The organism is Geotalea sp. SG265 (genome assembly GCF_022808985.1).
In the GTDB taxonomy this organism is placed as follows: domain Bacteria; phylum Desulfobacterota; class Desulfuromonadia; order Geobacterales; family Geobacteraceae; genus Geotalea.
This window is the reverse complement of the sequence record NZ_JAKZFT010000020.1, coordinates 1-25,715: the sequence shown is the minus strand read 5'-3', so window position 1 is coordinate 25,715 and position 25,715 is coordinate 1. Positions and strand designations below refer to the sequence as shown.

Annotated in this window: 22 protein-coding genes and 1 pseudogene; 15 read left to right on the top strand and 8 right to left on the bottom strand. The window is 58.1% G+C overall.

Translation table 11 applies throughout. From position 1 onward, the window contains the following. Position 1: 1 nt before the first annotated feature. The 5 genes from ML541_RS17245 to oah form a co-directional block, all read right to left on the bottom strand. The gene (locus ML541_RS17245) at positions 2-3,058 is read right to left on the bottom strand and encodes an FAD-dependent oxidoreductase (RefSeq protein ID WP_243374818.1); all 3,057 of its coding nucleotides are present in this window, start codon (positions 3,056-3,058) and stop codon (positions 2-4) included. 27 nt (positions 3,059-3,085) lie between these two features. Continuing rightward, positions 3,086-4,249, bottom strand: coding sequence for a (Fe-S)-binding protein (locus ML541_RS17240; RefSeq protein ID WP_279342560.1), 1,164 nt, complete (start codon positions 4,247-4,249; stop codon positions 3,086-3,088). A gap of 10 nt (positions 4,250-4,259) precedes the next feature. After that, the gene (locus ML541_RS17235) at positions 4,260-4,802 is read right to left on the bottom strand and encodes a (4Fe-4S)-binding protein (RefSeq protein WP_243374814.1); all 543 of its coding nucleotides are present in this window, start codon (positions 4,800-4,802) and stop codon (positions 4,260-4,262) included. Positions 4,803-4,842: 40 nt separating this feature from the next. Then, positions 4,843-6,801: an aldehyde ferredoxin oxidoreductase N-terminal domain-containing protein gene (locus ML541_RS17230; protein WP_243374812.1), complete on the bottom strand. Its 1,959-nt coding sequence runs from the start codon at positions 6,799-6,801 to the stop codon at positions 4,843-4,845. 305 nt (positions 6,802-7,106) lie between these two features. Then, entirely contained in the window at positions 7,107-8,252 is a 1,146-nt protein-coding gene (oah, locus tag ML541_RS17225) for a 6-oxocyclohex-1-ene-1-carbonyl-CoA hydratase (RefSeq protein ID WP_243374810.1), read from the bottom strand. A 399-nt stretch (positions 8,253-8,651) separates the two neighbouring features. Between oah and ML541_RS17220 the strand changes: the two genes are divergently transcribed. The 14 genes and pseudogenes from ML541_RS17220 to ML541_RS17155 all read left to right on the top strand — a co-directional run bounded on the left by ML541_RS17220 (position 8,652) and on the right by ML541_RS17155 (position 22,179). Beyond that, positions 8,652-9,098, top strand: coding sequence for a GNAT family N-acetyltransferase (locus ML541_RS17220; RefSeq protein WP_243374808.1), 447 nt, complete (start codon positions 8,652-8,654; stop codon positions 9,096-9,098). A gap of 39 nt (positions 9,099-9,137) precedes the next feature. Further along, the gene (locus ML541_RS17215; RefSeq protein ID WP_243374806.1) at positions 9,138-9,578 is read left to right on the top strand and encodes an Rrf2 family transcriptional regulator; all 441 of its coding nucleotides are present in this window, start codon (positions 9,138-9,140) and stop codon (positions 9,576-9,578) included. A gap of 498 nt (positions 9,579-10,076) precedes the next feature. Further along, on the top strand, positions 10,077-11,636 hold the full coding sequence (locus tag ML541_RS17210; RefSeq protein WP_243374804.1) for a benzoate-CoA ligase family protein: 1,560 nt from the start codon (positions 10,077-10,079) through the stop codon (positions 11,634-11,636). A 26-nt stretch (positions 11,637-11,662) separates the two neighbouring features. Next, entirely contained in the window at positions 11,663-12,205 is a 543-nt protein-coding gene (locus ML541_RS17205; protein WP_243374802.1) for a hypothetical protein, read from the top strand. 76 nt (positions 12,206-12,281) lie between these two features. Next, positions 12,282-13,586, top strand: coding sequence for a hypothetical protein (locus ML541_RS17200; protein ID WP_279342562.1), 1,305 nt, complete (start codon positions 12,282-12,284; stop codon positions 13,584-13,586). A 138-nt stretch (positions 13,587-13,724) separates the two neighbouring features. Then, positions 13,725-14,045: a DUF485 domain-containing protein gene (locus tag ML541_RS17195; protein WP_243374798.1), complete on the top strand. Its 321-nt coding sequence runs from the start codon at positions 13,725-13,727 to the stop codon at positions 14,043-14,045. After that, positions 14,045-15,997 carry a cation acetate symporter gene (locus ML541_RS17190; RefSeq protein WP_243374797.1) on the top strand — a complete coding sequence of 651 codons (1,953 nt, stop codon included), beginning with the start codon at positions 14,045-14,047 and terminating at the stop codon, positions 15,995-15,997. Before ML541_RS17195 ends, ML541_RS17190 begins: the two co-directional genes overlap by 1 nt. 24 nt (positions 15,998-16,021) lie before the next feature. Continuing rightward, positions 16,022-16,564: a TRAP transporter small permease gene (locus tag ML541_RS17185; protein ID WP_243374796.1), complete on the top strand. Its 543-nt coding sequence runs from the start codon at positions 16,022-16,024 to the stop codon at positions 16,562-16,564. Then, entirely contained in the window at positions 16,561-17,892 is a 1,332-nt protein-coding gene (locus ML541_RS17180) for a TRAP transporter large permease (RefSeq protein ID WP_243374795.1), read from the top strand. Before ML541_RS17185 ends, ML541_RS17180 begins: the two co-directional genes overlap by 4 nt. A gap of 21 nt (positions 17,893-17,913) precedes the next feature. Next, entirely contained in the window at positions 17,914-18,954 is a 1,041-nt protein-coding gene (locus ML541_RS17175; RefSeq protein WP_243374794.1) for a TRAP transporter substrate-binding protein, read from the top strand. 105 nt (positions 18,955-19,059) lie between these two features. Continuing rightward, positions 19,060-19,191, top strand: a pseudogene (locus ML541_RS19010) (sodium:proton antiporter); the annotation flags it as partial. 67 nt (positions 19,192-19,258) lie between these two features. Then, positions 19,259-20,515, top strand: coding sequence for a putative nucleotidyltransferase substrate binding domain-containing protein (locus ML541_RS17165; RefSeq protein WP_243374792.1), 1,257 nt, complete (start codon positions 19,259-19,261; stop codon positions 20,513-20,515). A gap of 15 nt (positions 20,516-20,530) precedes the next feature. Further along, positions 20,531-21,736: an MFS transporter gene (locus ML541_RS17160; protein WP_243374790.1), complete on the top strand. Its 1,206-nt coding sequence runs from the start codon at positions 20,531-20,533 to the stop codon at positions 21,734-21,736. Then, the gene (locus tag ML541_RS17155) at positions 21,733-22,179 is read left to right on the top strand and encodes a thioesterase family protein (RefSeq protein ID WP_243374788.1); all 447 of its coding nucleotides are present in this window, start codon (positions 21,733-21,735) and stop codon (positions 22,177-22,179) included. The genes ML541_RS17160 and ML541_RS17155 overlap by 4 nt, the downstream gene beginning before the upstream one ends. 276 nt (positions 22,180-22,455) lie before the next feature. Here the strand turns inward: ML541_RS17155 and ML541_RS17150 are convergent, their stop codons facing one another. The 3 genes from ML541_RS17150 to ML541_RS17140 form a co-directional block, all read right to left on the bottom strand. Continuing rightward, on the bottom strand, positions 22,456-23,355 hold the full coding sequence (locus ML541_RS17150) for a haloalkane dehalogenase (RefSeq protein ID WP_243374787.1): 900 nt from the start codon (positions 23,353-23,355) through the stop codon (positions 22,456-22,458). Between the two features lie 68 nt (positions 23,356-23,423). Then, complete coding sequence (locus ML541_RS17145) at positions 23,424-24,221, bottom strand: RNA polymerase sigma factor (RefSeq protein ID WP_243374784.1); 798 nt, start codon at positions 24,219-24,221, stop codon at positions 23,424-23,426. A gap of 170 nt (positions 24,222-24,391) precedes the next feature. Next, positions 24,392-25,009, bottom strand: coding sequence for an FkbM family methyltransferase (locus tag ML541_RS17140; protein WP_243374782.1), 618 nt, complete (start codon positions 25,007-25,009; stop codon positions 24,392-24,394). A 227-nt stretch (positions 25,010-25,236) separates the two neighbouring features. Between ML541_RS17140 and ML541_RS17135 the strand changes: the two genes are divergently transcribed. Next, on the top strand, positions 25,237-25,715 hold a 479-nt coding region (locus tag ML541_RS17135; protein ID WP_243374880.1), incomplete at its 3' end, for a transposase.

Genomic DNA, 25,715 nt, shown 5'->3' with positions numbered 1-25,715 from the left:
TTTAATCCGCAGCCTTACGATCCGGCAGGGCCGCGTCGATTTGGGCAAAGATCTCATCATCGGTGTAATGCTTCAGATAGATCGCCCCAGTGGGACACTTGGCGTTGCAGAGACCATCCCCCTTGCAGAGGATCGGTTCGACCCTGGCCTTTTTTCCTTTCGGCGTATCGTGAAAGCTGATTGCCCCGTACTTGCAGGCAGTGATACAGGCACCGCAGGAGACGCAGTCGCTCTCGGTCACGTCGCAGACGGCTCCGGAAGCGGTGACTGTCTCTTTGGAGAGGATTCCCACGGCGCGCCCGGCAGCACCAAACGCCTGGCTGATGGTTTCCGTGAGGTGCTTGGGATAGTGGGCGGTACCGGCCAGGAAGACGCCGTCGGCGGCAAAATCCACCGGCCTGAGCTTCACATGGGCCTCCTGAAAGAAGCCGTCCGGGTTGTTGGAGACCTTGAAGAACTTGCCTGCATCGGCACTGGATGGGGCAGGAATGACCGCCGCGGCCAGGACCACCAGGTCTGCTTCCAGCTCCATCATCTGCCCCAGGACCGGGTCGGGCACGGTCACCGTGAAGCCGTTGCCGTTTGCCGCCACCACCGGTTTGGTGTCCGCCTCGTAGCGGATGAACTTGACGTTCTTCTCCGAAGCCTGGCGGTAATAGGTCTCCTTGAGGCCGTAGGTGCGCATATCCCGGAACAGGACCTGGATCTCCATCTCCGGATTCATCTCTTTCAACTTGTGGGCGTTTTTGATGGCCTGACTGCAGCAGACGCGGCTGCAGTAGTTGCGGTCCGCCTGCCGGCAGCCGACGCACTGGATCATCACCACGCTCTGGGCATTTTTCACCCGGTCGGCTCCGGCAACGATCTCCCCTTCCAGTTCCAACTGGGTGAGGACGTTCTCATTCTCCCCGTAGAGGTACTCGGTGGGTTTGTACTCCTGGGCGCCGGTAGCAATCACTGCCACCCCGTGCTTCACCTCCCTGACCCGTCCTTGGGAGACCACCTTGGTAACGAAGTTACCCACATAGCCGGAAACGTCGGTGATGGTAGCATCGGTCCAGACGTGGACCTGCGGATGCCGGTAGACCTTCTTCACCAGGTCCTTGAGGTAGGACTGGACATCCATTCCCTCGAGGGTGTAGTGGAGCCGTCGCGCCATGCCCCCCAAATCGTCGTCCTTCTCGATCAGGTAAACCTCGAAGCCCTGCTCGGCCATGTTCAAGGCCACCGTCATGCCGGCCACCCCGCCGCCCACCACCAGGCCGGTATGATCCACCGGCAGCTGGAACTCCTGTAGCGGCTCCAGATGGGCGGCCCTGGCCACCGACATCCTGACAATCTCCTTGGCCTTCTCGGTTGCGGCCTCCTTCTCCCGGGAATGGACCCAGGAGCAGTGCTCGCGGATATTGGCGAATTCGAAGTAGTACTGGTTGAGCCCCGCTTCGCGGCAGGTGTCGCGGAAGAGCGGTTCGTGGGTTCGCGGCGTACAGGCCGCCAATACCACCCGGTTCAGCCCCTTCTCGACAATGGCGTCGGAGATCTGCTTGGCGTTTTCCGTGGAGCAGGCGAAGAGGTTTTCGCCGGCCCAGGCCACATTGGGGAGCGTCGCGGCATACTCGATCACCTCGGGGATATTGACGACCCGGCCGATGTTGGCGCCGCAGTAGCAGACGACCACCCCGATCTTCAGCTCCTCTTGGGAGACATCCTTCTCTGGGGGGTAGACCCTTTCCCGCTCCAGCCGGTGGCGCCGGTAGGAGAGGAGCTGTCCGCAGAGGGCACCGGCACCGGAGGCGGTTACGACCGATTCTGGAATGTCCAGGGGGCCCTGGAAGGCGCCACTGACGAAGATCCCCTTGCGGGAGGTCTCGATGGGGTTGTAGGGGTTATTCTTGCAGAACTTTTGGTCGGTGAGCTCGATGCCGATCCGCTGGGCCAGCTGCTCCACGTCCTTGGGGGGATTCAGTCCCACCGAAAGGACGACCATGTCGAATTCCTCTTCCTTGACCCCGTCTTCAAAAGTGGAATACCTGATGGTAACGTTATTGGTACTCTCGATCTCACGCCCCACCGTCACGTAGCTGCGGATGAAGCGCACGTCGGACAGGCGTTCCGCCCGCTGATGGAAACGCTCGAAATCCTTGCCGTAGGCGCGGACGTCGTTATGGAAAATGGTCGCCTTGAGGTCGGCATCGTGGTCCTTGGCCAGGATCACCTGTTTTTGGCTGTAGGCGCAGCAGACTGCCGAGCAGTAGTTGTTGCCCCCTTCGTTCACCTGCCGCGAGCCGACGCACTGGATCCAGGCAATCTTGTGGGGGTGTTTGCCGTCAGAAGGACGCAGAATCTCACCCTCGTATGGGCCGGTGGCGCAGAGGATCCGCTCGAAATCAAGACTGGTGACCACGTTCTTCATCTGCCCATAGCCGAAGTCGCCGCGCAGCTTGGGATTGAAGGTCTCGTAGCCTGGGGAGAGGATGATCGCCCCCACCTCCACCACCATGGTTTCCGGCTTCTGGTGCAGATCTATGGCATTGGTCTTACAGGCGCCGACACAGATCTGGCACTTCCCTTCCTTGAGATATAAGCAGGTTTCCGGATCCACGTAGGTGACCAGGGGCACCGCCTGGGAAAAGTAGATATGGACCGCCTTGTTTTCCGAGAGGTTCTGGTTGAATGGGTCCTTAATCTTGACCGGGCAGTAGTCCACGCAGATGTTGCAGCCAGTGCACTTCTCTTCCGAGATGTAGCGCGGCTTCTTGGTCAGGGTCACCTTGAAATCGCCGGCCTCCCCGTCGACCCGTTCCACCTCGGTATAGGTGATTATCTCGATGTTGGGGTTCCTGGCACATTCGATGAATTTCGGAGACTCGATGCACATGGAGCAGTCGTTGGTGGGAAAGGTCTTGTCCAGCTGGGACATCTTTCCGCCGAGGGCGGGGGATTTATCCACCAGGAAGACCCGGAATCCGGAGTTGGCCAGGTCCAACGAGGCCTGGATACCGCTGATCCCTCCACCGACTATCAGTACGTCACCAATATTTCTCTCTGCAGTATTCATAGAAGTTGTCCTTCGAGTTGAGTGCAGTTAAATCACTTCAAGAATGATCTCGGTCAGGTCTTTCACTTCGACCTTTTCATGTTCCGCCAAGTCGAGGCTCGAGTCGGTAAAGTTGGTGATACAGTAGGGACAGGAGGTGGCCAGCACTTCGGCCCCCACATCCACCGCCTGGCGGAGCCTCAGGTCGGCGAAGCGCTCTTCCTTGGGGGTCTCCATCCAGATCCTGCCGCCGCCGCCACCGCAGCAGAGGCTTTTTTCCCGATTATCAGCCATCTCCAGGAGATCCAGTCCTGGCACCTGCTGCAATACAGCCCTTGGCTCGTCATAGATGCCGTTGTGGCGTCCCAGGTAGCAGGGGTCGTGGTAGGTGACCTTCTTCGCATATTCCTTGTTGATGGTCAGCCTTCCATCCTTGATAAGCTCGCCGATGTACTGGGAGATGAAGACCACCTCGAAGTGGACCATGAACTCGGGATACTCGTTCTTGAAGGTGTGGTAGCAGTGGGGGGAGGAAACCAGCACCTTCTTGACGCCGTTGTCGATGAAGTTGCGGATGTTCTCCTTGGCCAGCTTCTTGAAGAGGTCCTCGTTGCCGGTCTTGCGGATGCTCTCGCCGCAGCAGCTTTCCTTTTCGCCGAGGATGCCGAAGTTGACTCCCGCCTTGTTGAGGATCTGGGCAGTGGCCGCCGCCACCTTGCGCATGCGTGGGTCATAGCTCAAGTAGCAGCCGGTGAAGTAAAGGAGCTCCATTCCCTCGCTGTATGCTTTGACCGGCAGGTCCTTGGCCCACTCGGTCCTTTTCGCCCGCTCGCCCCCCAGGGAATTCCCTTCGGAGGTGAGGCTCGCCACCACGTTACGGATAGTGCCCACATGACCGGGATAGACGTCGTATTCGGCGCCGATCCGGCGCATGGCCACTCCCGCCTCGATCTGGTTGACACCTCTGGGGCAGCGGCTGGGACAGGTGCCGCAGGTGCTGCAGCGCCAGATATCTTCCTGTTCGATTTCCGTCAGACCGAAGGTCCCCTGGCGGACCACCTTGCGCATGCTGAACTTCCGCACCCGGTTCCAGGGGCAGACCGAATCGCACAAGCCGCACTGGTAACAGTACTTGAGCGAATCGCCACCTTTTTCTTTTATGACATCGATGATCTCTTTATATGGAGTAACGGTTTCCACGATAGCACCCATCCTGTTCTGGTTAGCGTTTCGCTTTGGAAATCTGCGCGACCGTGTCGGCCACCTTGTCCGCGCCGAACCTGCTGATAAGCGACTCCAGGCCTATTTCCATCTCGCCCAGTTTCTCCTCTTCCGGGATGACGTCCACTTCCCGCTCCGTGACGCTGAGGGCACCGACCAGGCACCATTTGACGCAGAGGGGCTCCGGCTCCCCGTCACAGAGGTCGCACTTGAGCGGCAGGCCTGAATCGGGCTCCCGGAAGAGATCGCGGGAAGGGCAGGAAGCCCGGCAGAAGCCGCACTCATCATATTCCTTGCCGTCGATGATGTACTTGTCCCGGCCGATGCATTCGGACTCGGTGTACTCACCTGCATAGAGCGGCACATAGATGTCCCTGAGGGGGTCGCGCACGACCCGGACGCGGGAGCGGGCCGGATTGTTGCTGCTGTATTTGGGCATGGCATGGAAGGCGGAGCAGATGACCTCGCAGGCCCGGCAGCCATTGCACTTGTCTGCATCGATATTGATGGTTTTGACTATTCTCTTCTTCGTCTCGCTGTTCAAGGTAGCGCCCTCCACTAAGTTCTCTTTGAGTTACCGGACATCAATTGGTCAGGATGCCGCGTTTGACGAATTCCTCGCTGACGTACCCGAGCCCCAGTTCTTCGAGGGTTTCCCGGGTGGGAATGCCGTCATCGTTCCACCCTTTGAGCTTGTAGTAGGAATCGAGCAGCTCCTTTTCCAGTTCGGGGAACCGGTTCTTCCAGTGATTGGCCGGCGGCTGCTCATCGACCCTTCTCATCCCTCGCCTGATATTGATGGCTCGAACCAGGGTCCGGTAGCGCTTGGCCGCCTTTTTCAGCTTCTCCTCGTCCATCTCGATGCCGGCACCTGCCGCGATTAACTTGGGATAGTTATGGATGTGGTATGGCGGTTTGAGGGGGAAGGACGACAGTCCGGCACACTGACCCAGGGCATCGTCGATGTAGTGCATCATCTCCTGCCAGTCGACGATGTCGCAGCACATGTCCACGGTGGGGAAATGGGGCATGGATTTCTCCCCCCGCGGCTCCCACTCCAGGAAGATCTTCTTGAACTTCTCGTCCGGTACCTGGAACCAGTCCTTGACGAAGGCCTCCCGCTGCTCGACTGTGGGATACGGTGCCTGGGGGAACTGCCCTTCGATCTGGGTAATGTTGATCTTCTCTCCGGTGCAGTACATGAGGTAGTAGATAGGATTAAGCATGGAGAGCTTGAGGGGCAGCTGCTCATGCTTCTTGATGTTGTTGTGGGCATACTCCTCGGCGCCGTTGCCGATCTCCTTGGCCGCCCAATAGGTGCCGTTGGCCAGGATATCGCCGATGCCGTCACGATTGACGATCTTGTCCAGGAGATAAAAGAATTTCTCTTCGTTATTTTCCGGCAGCCCGGGGAAGTCCTTCTCGGTCAAAATGCCGTTTTCCAGCAATTCGAAGGCAAAGGCCATGACCTGGGGCGCCGAAAAACCATCCAAACCGTACTCGGTGGCCTTCTGGGCCATTCTCAGGCCGAAGTCCAGATCCGAAAACGCGGCCATGGTGTAAGTGAGCTTGGTGAAGCATTTCATCATGTAGGTGGGGAGCCCCTCCATGGAGATGGTGGCGCCGCACTTCATGGGACAGTTGTAGCAACTGATCAGCCGGGTGCGGGCCTTCTCCATGGTTTCTTCCCAGGCGTGCTCCACCTCTTCGGTCCAGAAATCCTTGCGCCGGGTGCGGGCGTTGCCCCAGTTGAAGTTCTCCGTATGCCACTTCTCGTCGTGGACCTTCATCTCCTGGGGCGAACCAAGTCCGGCAAGGATCGGCATGACGTCGGGAACCGGGTTCTCCTCCCGGAACTTGATGTAATCGAGCACCTCGTTGCACAGGCCGATATATTCCTCCGGCTTGGCGACACAGAGGTCCTTGGTGCCGCGCACCACCACCGCCTTGACCCCTTTGTCCCCCATGACCGCCCCGATGCCCCCCCGGGATGCCGAGGAGCGCCCCTGCTCGATGGAGGCATAGAAGACGCGGTTCTCGCCAGCCTTGCCAATGGCGGCCACTTGAGCCCGCGGTTCATCCAGTTCCTTCTTGATGATTTCCGCCGTCTCGATGGCCCCTTTTCCCTTCAAATGGGAGGCGTCGCGAATCTCGACCTTGTCATTGTTGATATAGAGGTAGACCAGGCTGGGGGACTTGCCGCGCAGGATCACCTTGTCGTAGCCGGCATACTTCAGTTCCGGCGCCCAAAAGCCCCCCATCATGGAAAAGGCCATGAGCTTCGTCTGGGGAGATATGGTGGAGACGATGGTGCGGTTGCAGCCAGTGGCCGGCGTGCCGCAGAGCAGGCCGGCAGCGAAGATGAGAAGATTCTCGGGTGAAAACGGATCAACTTCGGGGGGGACCCGATCCCACAACAGTTTGGCATTTGTCCCAAGCCCGCCGAGATACAGCTCGGTGTCTTTCGGATCCGTTGCCACCCTCTCTATGCTTCCCTTGGTCAGATCGACTTCAAGAACAAACCCTGTTTCTGCATACCTCATATTATTACCCCTCGAAGTTTACCTTGATATGCGCCCCGCCTGCCGCCTTTTCCACTGGTTATTCCGTGCCGCTTTTCCGGAAGACACCGACATACCTGGTGCGATTTCATTTAGTGTCTATCTGCCCTTGGCCATTGAGCTTCTTTATGGCCCCATTTGCTCCACCGGCTGGAACGGCGCTGCGCTCATTCCCTATAGGTAATTTAGTACCACAATGCTTATTTATTGTCAAACGTTATTTTATTTTGTTATTTATCCCTGAGAATGGCCGGTATCTGGGCATGCATACCGGCCATTCGAGCCTGCTACTTCTTTGCCCCAGGCATCAGGCTCTCGATCAACTCTTCGGTCCAGGGAGCGCCTTTAGCCAAGCCTTGGCGCAACTTGACAAAGTCAATTTCACGACCTGTTTCCTTGGTTCCCTCGTTGAAGGCACGGAAACCGGTCCTTGCCTCGTTCATCATGTTCAGGGCGAGCCAGGCGCGCGAGTTTTCCTTGTTCAGGTTCCAGGCGTGGAGCTTCGGCTTGCGCAGTTCCTCCAGGCTCTTGGTCATGCACTCGGGGAAGGTTTCCAGAAGCTTGGTGCAAAGCGCCTCGACCTTTTCATCGAGGAGGGTAAGATCGACCTCCCCTTCCTTAATCTGGGCTTGGCCAGCTTTGAAATCTGCTCCTGTCTTGAACTCACCGTGGACTATACGGCCGTATTCATCAAGGAACTTGTCGGTAACGACGCTGGGGTTGGCGACGAACTTGCCGCCGACCTTCAGAGCCGGTACAACGTCGCAGATGATTCCCAGACGGGCTGCCTTGTGGGCAGAGAACGGCTCGCAGAGCGTACCGGAGACCATGGCCTGCTCGCAGCCGACCATCAGCGGGAGGAAATCGGTAGCTCCGCCGATGGCGGCAGAGCCGTGCTTGGGGCCGGCCTGGCCGAAGTTGGCAAGGTCCTGGGCGATGGAGAAGTCGCAAGCCATGCCTATCTCCTGGCCGCCGCCGATCCTCATCCCGTTCACCCTGCTGATCACCGCCTTGTCACAACCAAGGATCGCCGAGACCATGTCGTTGAAGAGGCGCATGTACTGCCGGTACTCCTGGGGATTGCCGGCATAATACTCAGCATACTCCTTGGTGTTGCCGCCGGTACAGAACGCCTTGTCGCCGATGCCGGTAAAAACCACGGCGTTTACCGCGCGGTCCACCGAAGCGCGACGGAAGGCCAAAATGATCGCCTTGACCATATCCGTGGTATAGGAGTTGTACTGCTTGGGGTTGTTCAGAATGATCCAGGCATTGTAAATCCCCTCGGCAACGCTGCCGTCATGGCGCTTGGCGGGGCGCTTCTCGTATCGGACCATGCCGTCGCACAAGCTCTCAACGTCTTTGTCGATCAGGTTGTGGTCGTTCAGGTGCCCCGGTGCAGTTTTGGAAATTATCTCGTCTGTTGTGGCCATTTGCATTCCCCCTTGGTGTTTATTTATATGCGGTAGCCGGCATTTACAAACATTGTTACATTATTTATGTAAATTGGTACTACAATACCAATATAGTGTCAAGCTTTTTTTACCTCTTCGTTTCTATTTTTATTTGCCCCCCCTGGACAAAGTCTCCTGCCCGCTAGTTATAAAGCCCTCTGCATAGAGGGCCACAGGGTAATGACATGTAGTTTTATTTTTAAGTCCTGTTGCAGGCTGCACGTTGATTTCGGCAAAATCGCTTGCCATTCAATGGTAATTGTGGTACCTAATTACCAAGTTACGAACCACATTCTGCTGCCGGCGTTTCCGTCGTGGTTGCCAGCAATGACAACCATCGCCGCAACGCCTGCCAGCCATTGCAGAAGCGAGTGAACCATGAGCAACCAGTTAGTGATTAGAAACGCGCTGCCCGCCGATCTCGACGCCATCATCTCCCTTGACCGGACCACTCCCGATGCGGACAAGCCGGATTACTGGCGGGGGATTTTCGAGCATTACGTAGTAAAGGGAAGAGCCGACCGGATTTTTCTCGTCGCAGAAAAAAGGGGTACGGTAATTGGGTTCATCGTCGGTGAAGTGCGGGCCTGGGAATTCGGGTCGCCGCCGTGCGGGTGGGTCTTTGCCCTGGCAGTCTCCCCCGATGCGCGCGAGCATGGAACGGGTAAACGGATGTGGGACGAAATCTGCAGACGCTTGAAAAAGACCGGCGTTACCACCGTCAGGACCATGGCCAACCTCGACCAGAAGCTGACCCTGTCTTTCCTTCGCGCCATGGGTCTGCGGACCGGTCGTTACATTGAACTGGAAAAACAGCTTGACTGAAGCAAACATCAATCTTGTCTGAACAGGAGCACACCTGATATGAAACTCAATAAAGCCAGCCTGTTGGGGCTTATAGCGGTGCTTGAACTGGCCGACGACCCGGAGCAACAGCTTTCGACGACCGATATTGCCGAAAAATACGACATCTCCACCCATCATCTGGCAAAGGTCATGCGCAACCTTGTGCACAAGGGGGTGGTGCAGGCCATGCGCGGCGTCGGCGGGGGCTACCGCTTTGCCGGCAATCCGAACCGCACGACCCTCCTGGACATCATCCAGCTCTTCGAAACCATGGAATCGGAGCTCGATCTTCCCCACTGGAGCAAGGCTGCCGATCCGATCATTTCCGAACTGCAGAGCATCACCAACGAGATCGACGACGTCACCAAGGCGATACTGGAAACCATCACCCTGTCCGCTGCCCTGAAAAACATGCATTTGCGCAGTGAAGCCACCAAAAACAACGGTGCTTCGTCCTGATCCGTTTGCCACCGAACCGGCACAGGCGTCGGACCGGGCGAAGGTGCCCCGGCTCCGGCGTCAGGTAGCGATTACCACCGGCGCCGATTATCCCCTCCCCGCACCCTAAACACATGCAGCCTCCCTGGCCGGCAACCGCCGGCACATCCAGCCAAATCACGCTCCAGCCCCATGAATAAAACATTGTTATTCAACTTTCCCCCCTTCGCCAACGCAATGAAAAAACAGCCCCATAACCAAAACTCATCCCTCAACAGGCCATAATCCTCCTGTTCATCTCCCCTCAATTTTTTACACTTCTGCTCATTTTTTTACATCACCGCCAACAGCTCAGCCTTCAATAAAACAACGAAACAATTTTTCAAATTCCATTTATAGGCTTTAAATCAAGTAAGTTATAAAAATAAGCATTCTAGACAGAAGGATTCGGTTACGTTTTTGCAAAACGTTTTTTTATTGATGAAACCACGCCATGCAAAACAGTCGCAGGAGGCTGCCATGCCCCATAATCTTAATCTCCCCGAAGCATTCAATGCAGCAGATTATTTCATCGACCGCAACATTCGTGAGGGGCGCGCCGACAAAACGGCCGTGCTCTGTGAAGAGCGGGCTCTCACCTATGGACAACTCCGGGATGGTGTCAATCGCTTCGGCAATGCACTGCATGCCCTGGATATCCGCATGGAAGAGCGGGTTGCCCTGCTGCTGCTGGACACGGAAATCTACCCACAGGCATTCTTCGGCGCCATCAAGATCGGCGCCGTCCCCGTCTGCCTGAATACCATGAACCGTCCCAAAGATTTCGAATACTACCTCAACGACAGCAGGGCGCGCGTGCTGGTGGTGGATGCCCCTCTGCTGGAGCTGATCGAACCGATCCGCAAAAATCTGCGTTTCGTCAAACAGATCCTTGTCGCCAACGGCGATGCCCCTGCCGGTGACCTTAACCTTGCCGAGTTGACCGCAGCCCAGTCCACAGACCTGGAGACAGCCCCCACCAACTGCGACGACGCATGCTTCTGGCTTTACAGCTCCGGTTCCACCGGCTCCCCGAAAGGGACGATTCATCTCCAGCACGACATGGTCTACGCCACCGAAACCTACGGCAAACAGGTGCTCGGCATCCGCGAAGATGACCGCTGCTTTTCCGCAGCGAAGCTCTTCTTTGCCTACGGGCTCGGCAACGGCATCTACTTCCCCTTCGGCGTCGGCGCAACCGCGATCTACCTGCCCAAACGGCCGACCCCCGACCAGGTCTACGCCACCATCCGCCACCATCGCCCCACCCTGTTCTTCGGTGTACCGACCCTTTACGGGCAGATGCTGGAAGCGGAGGGTACGATGAGCAGCGTGCGGCTGTGCGTCTCCGCAGGTGAAGCTCTTCCCGGCGACTACATCAATCGCTGGAAGACCCGTTTCGGCCTGGATATCCTCGACGGAATCGGCTCGACAGAGATGGCCCATATCTTCATCTCCAATTTCCCCGGAGACATCCGTGCCGGCAGCTCCGGCAAGGTCGTTCCCGGCTATGAAGCGCGTATCGTCTCCGAAGATCTGAGCGACGTAGTTCCGGGAGAAATCGGCACCCTGCTGGTGAAAGGGGACAGCGCCGCCGCCTGCTATTGGAACAAGCACCAGAAGTCCCGTCAAACCATGATGGGGCACTGGATCAACACCGGCGACAAGTACTTTCAGGACGAGCAGGGCTATTTCTACTGCGCCGGGCGCTCCGACGACATGCTCAAGGTGGGGGGGATATGGGTATCGCCCAACGAAGTGGAGTCCTGCCTGATCCAGCATCCCGAAGTTTTGGAATGTGCAGTCATCGGTGCTCCCGACGAAGATAACCTCATCAAGCCCATGGCCTTTGTCGTGCTGAAGACGCCGCAGCCTGCCCAGGAGGCCATGGAGACGGAGCTGCAGGATTTCGTCAAGTCATCCCTTGCGCTGTACAAATACCCACGGTGGATCCGGTTCCTCGATGAACTTCCCAAGACCGCCACAGGCAAGATCAAGCGTTTCGAGCTGCGCAACATGGTGTACGACCCGGCAGCCTAGGAACGGCTCAGCCAAAAGGAGAGACAATGCACAAATTCAAGAGCACGATCATTGCGGTGGCCATGCTGGCAGCGGTCGGCTGCGCCGCCACCAACCCCGGCTCCGCAGGTCGGCAGGGATACGTGGAGATCGCCAACCCTGCCTACACCATGTCCCCCAACGCCCCGGAAACCATCTGGGTCCCCCGCAGCTATGTGGACAACGGCGTACCCCGCGGCGGGGAACTGGTAAAGAAGGGCTACGAAGCTATCAAGGCCCCGGCACCTGTTGCCGGACAGGCAGGCATCGTCGCTCCGGGTGGCAAACCCGCCTCTTTGATCCCCCGTTTCGGCCAGGTGGTGACGGTTGACAAGGACAGGGTCTATTTCAACATCGGCCAGGAGGCGGGCATAACCATCGGCGATACGCTGAAGGTTTATCGTGGAGGCACGGTTGTCGAGGGGCTGGGACTGGCACCGGGCGAAACGGTGGGCACCGTGGAAGTTCTCGGCTTTGTCGGCAGCAAAGGAGGGTATGGAGTAATGAAGCAGGGAGGCCCTGCACAGATGAACGATCTCGTTGGCGAATGACGAAGAGCTGCAAACATGGATGAATTGTCCATCACTACTGTGACTTATCGACTGATGTAATGAGGGAGGCAACGTGATGAAAAAAATTGGGATTTTGGCGGCAGCACTCGTGTTGGTTGCAACCACCGCCATGGCAGAAGAGGCAGCACCTTACAACTGTGATTACAGCCCCTCATGCGAAGTGGCCCCTGGCGTTTACGGAGCCATGGCCTCGCCGGTAAAAAGCAAATTCAACCTTTCCATCGGTGGTTATGTAAAGCTCGATTATACCCATAACACCAATGCCGTCGGCCCGCGCAGCCCTGTCGGTTCGGGAGGCGCCCCGGCAGGGGGGAGCAAGGACGAGTCGATCTTCACCGCCAAGCAATCCCGCTTCTGGTTGAAGGTTGCCGGCCCCACCTTCCTGGGAGCCAAGACCAATGCCCTCATCGAAACCGACTTCTACGGCGGCGGCGCTTCAAGCAACGAGACGGCCAACCTGCGCATGCGCCACGCCTACGGCAGCCTCGACTGGGCCGACACCCAGGTCCTCTTCGGCCAGTTCTGGGATATCTTCGGTCCGGCTGCTGCCGACACACTCGATTTCGCCCAAGGGGGCTCCACCGGTACCCCTAACAACCCGAGGGTTACCCAGATCCGCCTGACCCACAAGGTCGGCCTGACCACCGACAGTTCACTCAAATTCGTTCTCGGTCTGCAAAACCCCATCCAGGACAATGCCACGGCAGCCGATAATTCCATGTCCAAGACCGGCGGTTACGGCAGTCTGGTCAATGCAGCGGGACAAATTGTCTTCTCCAGCAAGGCCCTCGGCGTCTCTCCCGGCTTCATGGGCTTGGGCATGAGCCCGCTCCAACTGGGGCTCTTCGGCCTTGCCGGAAGCCAGAAGATCGCGGGTAACCACGCGGTGGATGTCTACGGCTATGGGTTCTACGGCTTTGTACCACTCCTCAAATCCAAGGATGGCAAGAACCGGGCGATGACCCTCTCCTTCGAAACCCAGGCTTATGTTGCCGCAGGATTGGACATCCAGGGGGCCACCTCCCTGGCCACCCTCAACAAGATTCCTGATCAGACCGCAGCAAAGGGCTACGGCCTTTACGGGCAGTTCAAGTTCTATCCGACGCAGGACCTGGGGCTCACCGCCGGTTACGAGAGGCGCAATGCCGTCAACTATGCCAATTACCGGGCGACCAGCGCCACCTTTGAAAAGTACAACCAGCTGGCTTACGGCAACGTCACCTATGACATCAATGCCGCGATCCGGCTCGCCACCGAGTTCGAGCACAACAAAACCCAGTATGGCGCAAGCCCGGCTGGGGCAGGTTCCGACAAGGGGCTGAACAACATCGTCCGTTTTTCCGCCTACTATTTCTTTTAACAGATTCCCGGTTTGCCATGTGATGACCATGGGCACCCTCCCTGGGTGCCCTACTTTCACCCTGTTGCGGTGAAGGAACGCCCGAGGTTTGTTCCGCATCCGATCTTCACCTGAGGCAAACGGGACAAAGGAGTGACAATGAAAACGCAACAATACGACTGGAGCGCGATCCTCAAAAACGCCGACTTCATCAAGCTGCAGCGCAAGAAATCAACCTTTCTCTTCAGCCTCTGGATACTGGGGGCCCTCCCCTATTTCTTTCTCACCATCGGGGCGGGATATTTTCCCGAGCTCTTCAGGTTCAAAGTGCTGGGGCGGATGAATATCGGCTATCTCTTCTGCATCTCCCAGTTTTTCATGACCATTGCCATCGGCATCTATTACACCTACCGGACCGGCAAGGATTTCGATCCGCTGACCAAATCTCTTTTAGACGGTATCCGGAAAGGGGAAGCGTGATGAAACGACTGCTGCTGATCATTACCCTGGCGCTGATCTTCTCCGTGGTCGCCTACGCTGCGGAAGCGGGACCGACAAGCGTTCCATCCCCGGCAGCTACAACCGTTGCTCCGGCCACCGCGGCACAACCTGGGGCCGCGTCTGCCCATGCCCTGATCAAGGAGCAGCCGGCACCGGCAAAGACCCTCAAGACCAACCGCAAGCTGACCGTCAGCATGTTCCTGGCCATCATTGCCTCAACGGTAATGATCCTCATCTGGTCGAGCAGCAAGAACAAGACAGCCGCCGACTATTACGCAGCGGGGGGAGGAATCAGCGGCATGCAGAACGGCTGGGCCATTGCCGGAGATACCCTCTCTGCCGCCACCTTCCTCGGCACCACCGGGCTCATCTCCCTCTTCGGCCTCGATGGATTCATGTATGCGGTCGGCCCCACCATCTGTTTTCTCACGATCCTGCTTATCATCGCCGAACCGTGCCGTAATGCGGGGAAATACACCCTGGGAGATATCCTCTCCCTCCGTTCCGGCTCCAAAATGGTCAGGGGCGCTTCGGCCCTCTCGGCCGTGGTAATCTCCTCCTTTTACCTGGTGGTGCAGATGGTCGGAGCTGGGAAACTGATGCAGCTCCTGCTGGGGATTCCCTATCAGCTGGCCGTTGTCGGCGTCGGTGCCATGATCGTCGTCTACGTCAGTTTCGGCGGGATGAAGGCCACCACCTGGGTGCAGATTATCAAGGCAGCACTGCTCCTCTCCACCACCGTTATTCTCTCGCTGGTGGTGCTCTGGAAATCCGGGATGAATCCGTTGCACTTGCTGGATCAGGTCGCCGCAAGCAGTGCCGTCCAGGATCACGTGCGGGCACTGCTCAAGCAACCGGTGGCGGTCCAGGGCAAAGATTACGGCCAGGCTTTTCTGGAAGTGGGGCTGTTCCTCAAGGATCCCCTGGACCAGATCTCGGTGGGAATCGCCATGCTCTTCGGCGTTGCCGGACTGCCCCACATCATGATGCGCTTCTTCACCGTGCCCGACGCCAAACAGGCCCGCAAAAGCGTGGTCATTGCCATGTCCCTGATCGCCACCTTCCAGTTGACCGTCACCATCCTCGGTCTGGGTGCGGCACTTTACGTCACCCCCCAGCAGATCATGGCCATCGACAAAGGGGGTAACATGGCGGCACTGATGATGACCCAGTTCATCGGCGGCGGACCGGGAACCATCGGTGGCGACCTCCTCCTGGCGTTCATCTGCGCCGTCGCCTTTGCCACGGTCATCGCCGTCGTTTCCGGACTGGTACTGGCCTCCTCCGCTGCCATCGCCCACGATCTCTATGTGAACATCATCAAGAAGGGGGATTGCGAGCAGCACCAGCAGGTACGGGTTGCAAAGCTCGCATCTTTCTGGGTCGGCAGCATTGCCATTCTCCTCGCCATCGCCTGCGAAAAACAGAACGTGGTGGTGCTCGCCACCCTGGCCTTTGCCGTTGCCGCCTCCAGCAATTTCCCGGTCATCCTCTTCTCCCTTTTCTGGAAGCGCTTCAACACTGCCGGAATAACCTGCGGACTGGTCATCGGCGCGACAACAACCATCGCTCTGGTGCTCGTCTCGCCAAACATGACCTATCCGAAAAAGGTTGCCGCCGAGGCACAGAAGACCGTGCTGGCCCTGGAGAAAAAACAGGCTGGGGGGATACGGCTCAGCGACAAAGAGCAGGGGCTGTTGATCAAGGCCCGGGGTGACTATGCCCTGAACCGGGACGGCAAGTCGCTCCTGGGTCTTGATGGGCCGCTCTTTCCCTTGAAAAACCCGGGGATTGTCTCGGTCCCCATCGGTTTCATGGCTGCCGTTTTCGGCACACTCCTGTTCCGCAACCGGGAAGAGGAGGAGATGTTCGCGGAAATCTATGTGCGGCAGAATACCGGCCTCGGCATAGCTGAGGCCGCGGAACACTGACCCCCTGCACTCCTGGAGGAACCAATGCGCGAAGAACCTCTATCCTACGCTCCATTTACCACCTCCGACAGCTTCGGCCCGTTCGGCAACCTGCTGCTGAAGCTGTCGCGTGGCTTTGCCCTGGCCGGCGGCATTATCTTCATGGGACTGGTGGTGATGTCGCTTGTCTCTGTTGTCGGCCGCAAGCTCTTCAGTTTCGCCGTCCCCGGGGACGTGGAGGTGCTGCAGATGTGCGCCGCCCTGGCACTTTCCACCTTCTTTGCATACTGTCACCTGATCCACGGCGACATCAAGGTGGATTTCTTCACGCACAAGATGGCTCCTTACAGGGTTGCCCTGCTTGATGCCCTCGGTTCGCTGATGGTAGGGCTCTTCGGTGCCCTGGTCGCCTGGCGGACCGCCGCCGGCGCCCTGGCACTCAAGGAGGTGGGGGAAACCTCGGCAATCCTCAGCTGGCCGGTCTGGATTCCCCAGGCGCTGATGGTACCGGGCTTCGTCCTTCTTGCCGTCGCCGGATTCTATATGTGCCTGCACCAGCTGCGCCTGGCCCTCTGGAGGCCCCTATGAGCGGAACGCAGATCGGATTTCTCATGTTCGCCATCATGATGGGGCTCCTGGTGATCCGTGTCCCCATCGGCATCGCCATGTTCACCGTCGGCGCAGGGGGCTACTACTACCTTTCCGGATGCGATCTCCAGCCGCTCCTCGCCACCCTGAAAAACCTGGCCTACGCCCGGCTCTCCAACTACGACCTGGTGGTGATACCGCTCTTTCTTCTCATGGGGCAGTTCGCCACCCACGGCGGGCTTAGCAATGCCCTCTTCCGCTGCGTCAGCGCCTTTCTCGGCCACCGCAAGGGAGGTATCGCCATGGCAGCCATCGGAGCCTGCGCCGGTTTCGGGGCCATCTGCGGCTCTTCCCTGGCCACCGCCGCCACCATGGGGCAGGTAGCCCTGCCTGAATTGCGCCGCTACAACTATTCCGGATCCCTGGCCACCGGCTGCCTGGCGGCAGGGGGGACCCTGGGCATCATGATCCCCCCCTCGGTGCCCCTGGTCATCTACGCCATCCTCACCCAGGAATCCATCGGCAAGCTCTTCATGGCGGCGGTACTCCCCGGTATCATCGCCATGATCGGCTACATGATCGTCGTCCGCGTCCTTACCACCATCAATCCGGCAGCGGGTCCGGCCGGTCCCAGCGTCCCCTGGTCGGAACGGCTGCGCAGCCTCTTCCTGGTCACGCCGGTGCTGCTCGTCTTCGTCGTTGTCATCGTCGGCATCTACGGGGGCTGGACCAATCCCACGGAGGCCGCCGCTATCGGCGCCGCTGCCTGCGGCATTCTCGCCGTCGTCACCGGCGGCATGCGTTTGCAGGGGGTGATCGAGAGCGCCGTCGGCACCGCCCAGGCCACCGCCATGATCTTCCTGGTGCTGCTCGGCGCCGACATGCTCAACACCGGGCTGGCCGTCTCGCAGATGCCCACGGAACTGGCCACCTGGGTGCAACATAGCGGCCTATCGCCTATCCTCATCATGGTCATGATCCTTCTGATCTACATTTTCCTCGGCTGCGTCATGGACTCCCTGGCCATGATTCTCCTCACCATCCCCATCTTCTATCCCATCGTCATGGGGCTCGATTACTGGGGGCTGGCAGCCGTGGACAAGTCGATCTGGTTCGGCATCCTCGCCCTGATGGTGGTGGAAATCGGTCTGGTCCACCCGCCGGTGGGAATGAACGTCTACATCATCAACCGCCTGGCCAAGGATGTACCCCTGACAGACACCTTCAAGGGGGTGATGCCGTTCCTGCTCTCGGACTTCGTGCGCATCGCCCTGCTGCTCTTTTTCCCTATCATCTCACTGTACTTCGTACACATTTTCCAGCCCTGAGCACTAAAGAGGAGGCATGACATGAAACAGTTTAAAAACACGATCCTGTCCGCCCTGGCCGCCACCCTGCTTCTGTCCGGCACTGCCTTTGCAGCACCCGAGGTAGTCACCCTGAAGATCTCCCATTTCCTGCCGACCAGCTCCAACTTCCACCAAAAGATCCTGCTTCCCTGGTGCGAAAAGATCGGCAAAGAGTCGGGGGGGAGGCTCAAGTGCCAGATCTACCCCTCCATGCAGCTGGGTGGCACCCCGGCCCAGCTCCTTGATCAGGTCAGGGACGGCGTCGCCGATATCGTCTGGTCACTCCCCACCTATCAGGCAGGACGCTTCACCAAGTCGGAGGTATTCGAGCTCCCCTTCATGGCCAGGACCTCCGAGGGGGGGAGCCAGGCCCTCTGGGAATACATCCAGAAGAATTCCCAGGATGAGTTCAAGGGAACCAAGCTGCTCTTCACCCACCTCCACGACGGCAACCAGATGCACTTCGGCAAGAAATCGGTCAAGACCCTGGAAGACCTGAAAGGGCTGAAACTCCGCGCCCCAAGCCGCATCGGCTCCAAGACCCTGACAGCCTTGGGGGCGGTGCCGGTGCAGATGCCCGCTCCGGCAGTCCCCGAATCCATCTCCAAGAGCGTCGTCGACGGCGCCAGCATCCCCTGGGAGGTGACCACCGCCTTCAAGCTTCAGGAAATCTGCAAGACCCACACGGAAACCGCCCCCGGCCAGGCAAAGCACGCCTACTCCATCTTCGTCTTTGCCATGAATCCGGCCAAGTACAATAAGCTCCCTGCTGATCTGAAGAAGGTTATCGACAATAACAGCGGCCTGGCAACATCCAAATGGGCCGGAAGGACCTTCGACAGCTTCACCCCAGCGGCACGGAAAATCGCCGTCGATCGCCACAACACCTTCAATGTCCTGAGCGATGCCGAATATAAGCGCTGGGTGAAAGCCTGCAGCAAAGTAGACCAGGAGTGGATACGGGAGGTGAACACCAAGGGTGCTAACGGCGTCGCCCTGTTGAAGGATGCCCGGGCACTGCTGAAGAAGTACAACAACTGATGGGCGGCGAATCCCGGCATCTGCACCTGTCGGAATACGGGCGGCGGCCTCGTCCCCGCCCGTGCCCTTCCCTCTGCCCCGTCATGGGCTTTCTGGAGGCAACCCATGCTCGCTGCGCTCGTCACTGTCTTTGTCCTCGCCTATGCCGCCATCGCCCTGGAACACCTCCTGCGCATCAATAAATCGGCATCGGCCCTCCTTGCTGCCGACATCCTCTGGGCCATCTACGCGGTCATGGGGGAGCGACCACCTGCATACTGCTCCATTGACCTGCCGTTGAGCGAGCGTAAGAAACGAGGTACCTGTGGACCGGCTCCGGGAGGAACAAACCCTTGACGAGGTGGGACATACCGTCCGCGGACAGCTGGCACGCCTCGGCTTTTCCCGGGGAGGAGAGTTTCTCGTCAAGGTCGGCAAAAGCATCGACCCGCTCCTGGAAACGATCCACACCGCCCGCGGCGAACTCCGTTCCCTGCTTGTCATGGCGAGAGCTGCCGAAGACAGTAGTCGCCTTCGCTCCATCAATGACCGCTTGATCGTCGTGGCAGGTGAGCTGTTCCTGGCGACGGGTTCGGTCCCCATGGTCCAGGAGTTGTGCAGCACCGTCAGGGACGCCATCGCCGGCCGGGCTCTGGAATTGGCCCGGCGGGAATTATACTGTGCCGGCTCCCACTGCGAGGCTCCTCTGGCGCTCCTGGCGGTGGGGAGTGCCGGCAGGCGGGAAGAATTGCTCTTCTCCGATCAGGATTACCTCTTTGTCCATGGGAAGGGAGAAATTGTCTCGGTGGAGATGGGGGAGGAGCCAGACGACTACTTCGCCCGCCTCGGCTCGACGTTCGCAGTGAAGATGGCAGAGGCAGGGATTCCCAAATGCAGCGGCGGCATCATGCCGGCCAATGGCTCCTGGCGCGGCAGCCTTCAGCAGTGGGAAGAGCGCCTTGAGCAGCTACTCCGCTTCGGGCGGAGCGATTGGGAGCAGGACATGGTCATGCTCATTGCCCTGATGGATATCCGCTTCATCTGCGGCGAGCGTGACCTGGGCACTAGCCTTTGCGAAACTGTCCGATCCATGGTGCGCGACGAGCCGCGGGCAGTGGGGCAGATGGCCCGCGTTGCCGGTTCCATGCGGCTTTCAAGAGGTTTCCTCCGGCGCTTCATCGTCGAAGCTGCCGGACCGCACCGGGGGGAATTCAACCTGAAGGTCATGGCCTGGATGCCGCTGGTCATGGCCGTGAGGCTTTTGGCGGTCCATGCCGGTATCGGAGAGACATCAACCCAAGCACGGATCGAAGGCCTGCGTGGGGGGATGCTCACGGAGCGGATGGCGAGCGACCTGACGGAGGCCTATCATCTTCTCACCGGCCTGCGGCTGGCGCAGCAGAACAAGGTGCGCAAGAGGATCATCGACGACCCCTGCTATCTCAACCCACATGAGCTCCCCGGGGAAGAGCGGGAACGACTGCGCTCGGCCATCGGCACGGTGGACGAGCTTCTGGCCATGATCCGCAGCATGTTTTCACTGGCGGCCTCGGCCGACCGCATCATCGACCGCAGCCGCTGAGACGAGAGGTGACCATTGACCCATTCCCCCGCACCACCGCCACTCTGGACCAGGCCATTCACCCTGACAACATTGGGCATGTTTCTGCTCTTCACCCCCTTTGCCCTCTACCTGCCTGTCATGCCGGTCTACCTGCTGCACAAACTCAATGCCTCCATGGAGGCTGCCGGCGCAGTCAACGGCGTTTTTCTCGTTGCCGCGGCCCTCTTCCGCGCCCAGACCGCCCGGCTGGAAGCACGCTTCGGCAGGCGGCGCGTCTATCTGGCCAGTGGTTTCCTCTTCGTCGCGGCCAATCTCCTCTATCTCGCCGCCACCACCGTCACAGCCGTCATGCTGGTCAGATTTTTCAGCGGCGCCTGCTTCGCCATTGCCAATACGGGGATCCAAGCCATGGGAAGCCGTCTCATTCCCCACTCGCGGACTGGCGAGGGGCTGGCCTACATCACCACCATGGTCCTTGCCGGCAGTGCCGTCGGTCCATACCTGGGGCTGAGCCTGTCCCGGTCCTTCGGCTACCAGGCCGTTTTTATGGTCAGCGCCCTGGTGAGTTTCCTTGGCATGCTCGTCCTCTGCTCCCTGAAGGTTCCGGACGAGCGGCCTCAGGTACCACCGTTCTCCTTTCATGGGCTCTACGAGCGGCAGGCCGTTCCCGCCTCGCTGATCCTCCTGATGATCGCCGTTGCTTACGGCGGAGTGCTGACCTTTGTCGCCGTCTATGCTGCCGAGCTCCATCTGTCGGCCATAGCGGGCTATTTCTTTGTAACCATGGCCGTCGCCTCGGTGGCTGCCCGGTTGCTGACAGGGCGGATGTATGACCGTTTCGGGCCCCATGCGGTCATTTATCCGGCCATTCTGCTCATGGCAGGAGGACTGCTGCTCCTGGGGTGGGCCCGGTCCAACGGGAGCCTGCTCTCCGCTGCGGCTTTGATCGGCATCGGCTACGGCATGGCGGTACCCGCCATCCAGGCCCTGGCCATCCAACTCTCGCCGACACATCGCACCAGTGAGGCAACAGCCACGGTCTTCACCTGTCTCGACGGGGGAGTCGGCCTGGGGGCCTATCTTCTGGGGGGAATGATTCTTGCTCTGGGATACGCACGGGTGTATGGTGCTCTGGGACTGATGGTCCTGGCCTGCGCCCTGCTCTATTACGCCATGGGCCGTAAGTGGGAGACGGCAAGCGCCACCCCTGTTGCGGCCACAGAAAAGGATTCCCCATGAACCAACCGTTTCGCTACTATCTGCGGGTGCGCTATGCAGAATGCGACATGCAGCGGGTAGTCTTCAATGCCCGCTACGGCGAATACACCGCGGTAGCCATCTCCGAATTCATGCGCGCCATCGGCCTGCGCAAGGAATTTTCCACCGGCACCTACGGCATCCAGTGGGTCAAGCAGACCACCGAATGGAAGGCGCCAGCCCGCTTCGACGACGTCATCGAGGCCTCCATCCGCACCACCCACGTGGGCAACACCTCCTTCACCCTCGCCACCGAATTCCGCCTTGCCGGTGAAGAAAAAGTGCTCGCCACGGTGGAATCGGTCCTGGTCCTCATTGACGAGCGGACCATGGAGAAAACCCCTCTCCTGGAGCGCCACCGCCAGGCCATCACCGACGGCGCCCCAGATACCGTCGTCGATCATGCAGGGTATTTTCAGCATTAGTAAGCGGAACTGCTCTTGCTGGTCCTTCTCACTAACGGGTTGCTGAAAAACGTCGACCCGCAACAGTTTTTCAACAGCCTGCTAAGAGAGAAGATGGCCTAAGGCCGGATGAGGGTGAAACGACGCGGAGAAAAGTCGCTGAGGGGCTGGCATGCTTCTGGTCTTAAACCTTGTTGGGCACCTCAGGCCAAATTTGCCAGACTTGCAACTGTGCAGTTAAGGTCGTAATTGCAAGCCTGGCATCATTTTTCGCCCTGTTCAACTACTGAGCAGAAATCAAGCCTTGACCGGTAATCCTTGCAAGAAACCCGCAATGGCTCGGCCAACTTCCGCCGGAGCGTCCTCCTGGAGGAAGTGTCGCCCGAGGACCGTAACTTCCTGCTGGCATGGCCAGGTGCGGCAAAACTCCCGTTGCGATCCGATCAACATTACGCCAGGATCGGCGTTGATAAAGAGCTTGGGGATAGGGCTCGTCGCCAGCCATGCGGCATACTGTGCCATGATGGCATGCACATCATCCGGTTGGCCGTTGAATGGAATCTCTCGCGGCCAGGTCAGCAAGGGGCGGCGCACCTCACCACGCTCAAGGAACGGGCGGCGATAAGCAGCCATTTCTTGCTCCGTCAGACCTCGAAGAAGACTGCCCGGCAGAAAACGTTCAATAAAGATGTTCTCTTCCAGGACCAGGCGCTCCCCCTCGGACGACCGCAGCGCCTGAAAGACCGGCCGCGCTTGCTCGGGCCACATCTCCCAACGGAGCGGCTGAACAAAGGCTTCCATGTAGACCAGGGCTTTTACCCGCTCCGGGTGGCGGCAAGCCCAATGAAAACCCAGGGCCGAGCCCCAGTCATGCACCACCAGGGTGACGTTACGCCTTAGTCCCAGGGCATCGAACCAGGCATCCAGGTAGCGTGCCTGATCCACGAAGCGGTAACTCCCCTCGGGGATCCTGCCCGAGCCCCCCATCCCCATCAGGTCGGGGGCCAAACAACGGCCGATGCTCTCCACATGCGGGATCACATTACGCCATAGATATGAGGAAGTGGGATTCCCATGCAAAAAAACAATCGGCTCTCCCTCCCCCATGTCCACATAGGCCATCTCACCATCGAGCACTCCCACCAGATCCCGGATTACCCAAGGTTCAACGAAAATGCTCTCTTTTGCATTACCCATAAATCAGCCTCCCAGTGAATTTATTTGCTGGTAAGACTGATCAAAGAGCAAAAAGTTTCAAAAAATCTTCAGGAAAAGGTAGCCCACTTCTTTTGGGCGAATCCTTCTTTAAAAAGCTTAACCAATACGTCATCGTTGTCTGCCAGATAAACGTTTTTGTAGATATCCCGCAGGTCACGCATGTAGATTTTAACGCTGTCCGGAATGGTAATCCTTGGCAAAGGGTTGGTTACGGCCTCCCTGGTTATCCAACCGCGTGCAAGACCGCGTTTAACCCACTGTTCACAATGGCAAGGATTCGACTTCCTGATCAGCTGGCATCTACTCTCCATGTAGCCGACCAGCCTATTCTTGGCACGGTGCAGCTCGGTCTTTATCGAACTCACAGGACAATCCAGGACCTCAGCCGCGGTTTTGTACGGTAGACCAAGCCCTATCGTTAAGAAGAAAACCTTTCTCTGGTTAACAGGGAGGCATTCAGTGAAAGCAGCCATGCAGACCCGCATCACTTCATTGACCATTAATTTTGTTTCGGGACCGCAATCGGGATGGGGATCGACCAGATCTTCGACAGAGCAGCCTGCTTCCTCGGCAATCTCGTAGACCGGCAGTTTGCTCCTTTGCTTCATGTAATCGTGGGCAACATTGATGGTAATCCTGTAGATCCAGGTAAAAAAAGAACTCTGACCGCTAAAGGTATCGTAGGCTTTAAAAGCGCGCACAAAAGCTTCTTGGGAGATATCCTCGGCATCGCTGAAACTGTGGGTTAATCCGAGAGCCAGCCGGTATACCTTCGCATAGTTGTCCCGATAGAGCTGGTCAAAGAGCTCCGTTAAATTTTCCAAGCACATCACCTCTTTCTTCAATATTGGATGCTGCAGCTTCCGGTTCGCAATTGCCGCACATCAGCTTGATGGATAAAAGTGGGGAAAAAGGGCACCGCCAGGCCTTCATCGACGGCGCTCCCAATACCGTCACCTACCATACCGGATATTTGCCGAATTAACTAATCCAACACTTCCACTCAGACTGCTAGTCACGCGGCCGCGCGGATGAAGAGGCCATCTAGCTCCAGAACCCTGCCATCAACGGTGCGGTTGACCAGAGACAGGTCCACCATGTCGAAACCAGCCTTCTTGTATGCCTGCAGTGCCTCGTGAATGGGTGGAGACTGCTCATATATGGGGATGACCGAAAGCTCAGCCAGTATGCCGGTTATTTTGTCCAGGCATCCTGCGGCTCCCTCCAATACCCGCAGGTCAAAACCCTGGGTATCCGTCTTCAGCAGTATTCTCGGGTGGTGGCATTCCTTTACCACCTCAGGGAGCATTCCGTCAAGGCGGCGCACCGTAACATCAATCTGACCAGAAACATTGCTGGAGAATACAGGGGAGGGGAAAGAGTTCAGGGTGGAACGGGGAGCGAGGTTGAAGTTCGCTTTAGTGTCGGCATCCCCGAGAGCTACTGGAAAACTGTGCCATTGGGGGTCCTTGTCACAGCGTGCCGCTAGTTGGGTGTAAACACTCGGATCTGGCTCAAATGAAAAAATCTTTCCCCGAAAGCCGAGTCGGCGTAGTTTGGCGGCAAATTGCCCCTCGTTTGCGCCAACATCCAGCACAACGTTGATCCGGTGCCTACGCAAGAAATGCCGCAAACTGCGCAACCCCTGCCACTTTGCAGCAAAAGACGCGAGCGAATGATAACGTAAAATATTTTTCGCTTTTATAAAAAGCAACACGGCAGTGCCTGATTCCGGTTAGAATTGCGTCGCCAAACGAAAATTCGACCCGAAAGGAGTACACTGCCGTGGAAGAACAGAATACACCAAAGGCGCAAATCATCCAACTGAATGAGAATGCTGTCCGTGACCATTTGGGAGAAATGGTCAGAAGCACTGTCGAAGACACCCTTAACCGTATGCTTGATGCCGAAGCAGATCGCTTATGTAACGCTGAGAAATACCAGCGGCATCAAGCCAGAACCGATACCAGAGCCGGCCATTACCAACGTAAACTCCATACAAAAGCCGGAGAAGTGACACTGAACATGCCTAAACTTCGGCGACAGACCTTTGAGACGGCGATCATCGAACGCTACCGCAGGCGTGAAGCGTCCGTAGAAGAGGCATTGATCGAGATGTATATAGCTGGTGTGTCAGTTCGCCGCGTCGAGGACATAACAGAAACCTTGTGGGGAACCAAGGTCAGTGCTGGCACCATCAGTAATCTCAACAAGAAGGTCTACGCCAAGATCGAGGAATGGCGCAACCGCCCGATCAAAGGAGAGTTTCCTTACGTCTATCTGGATGGGATCGTCCTTAAACGCTCCTGGGCTGGCGAAGTGACAAATGTGTCCGTTCT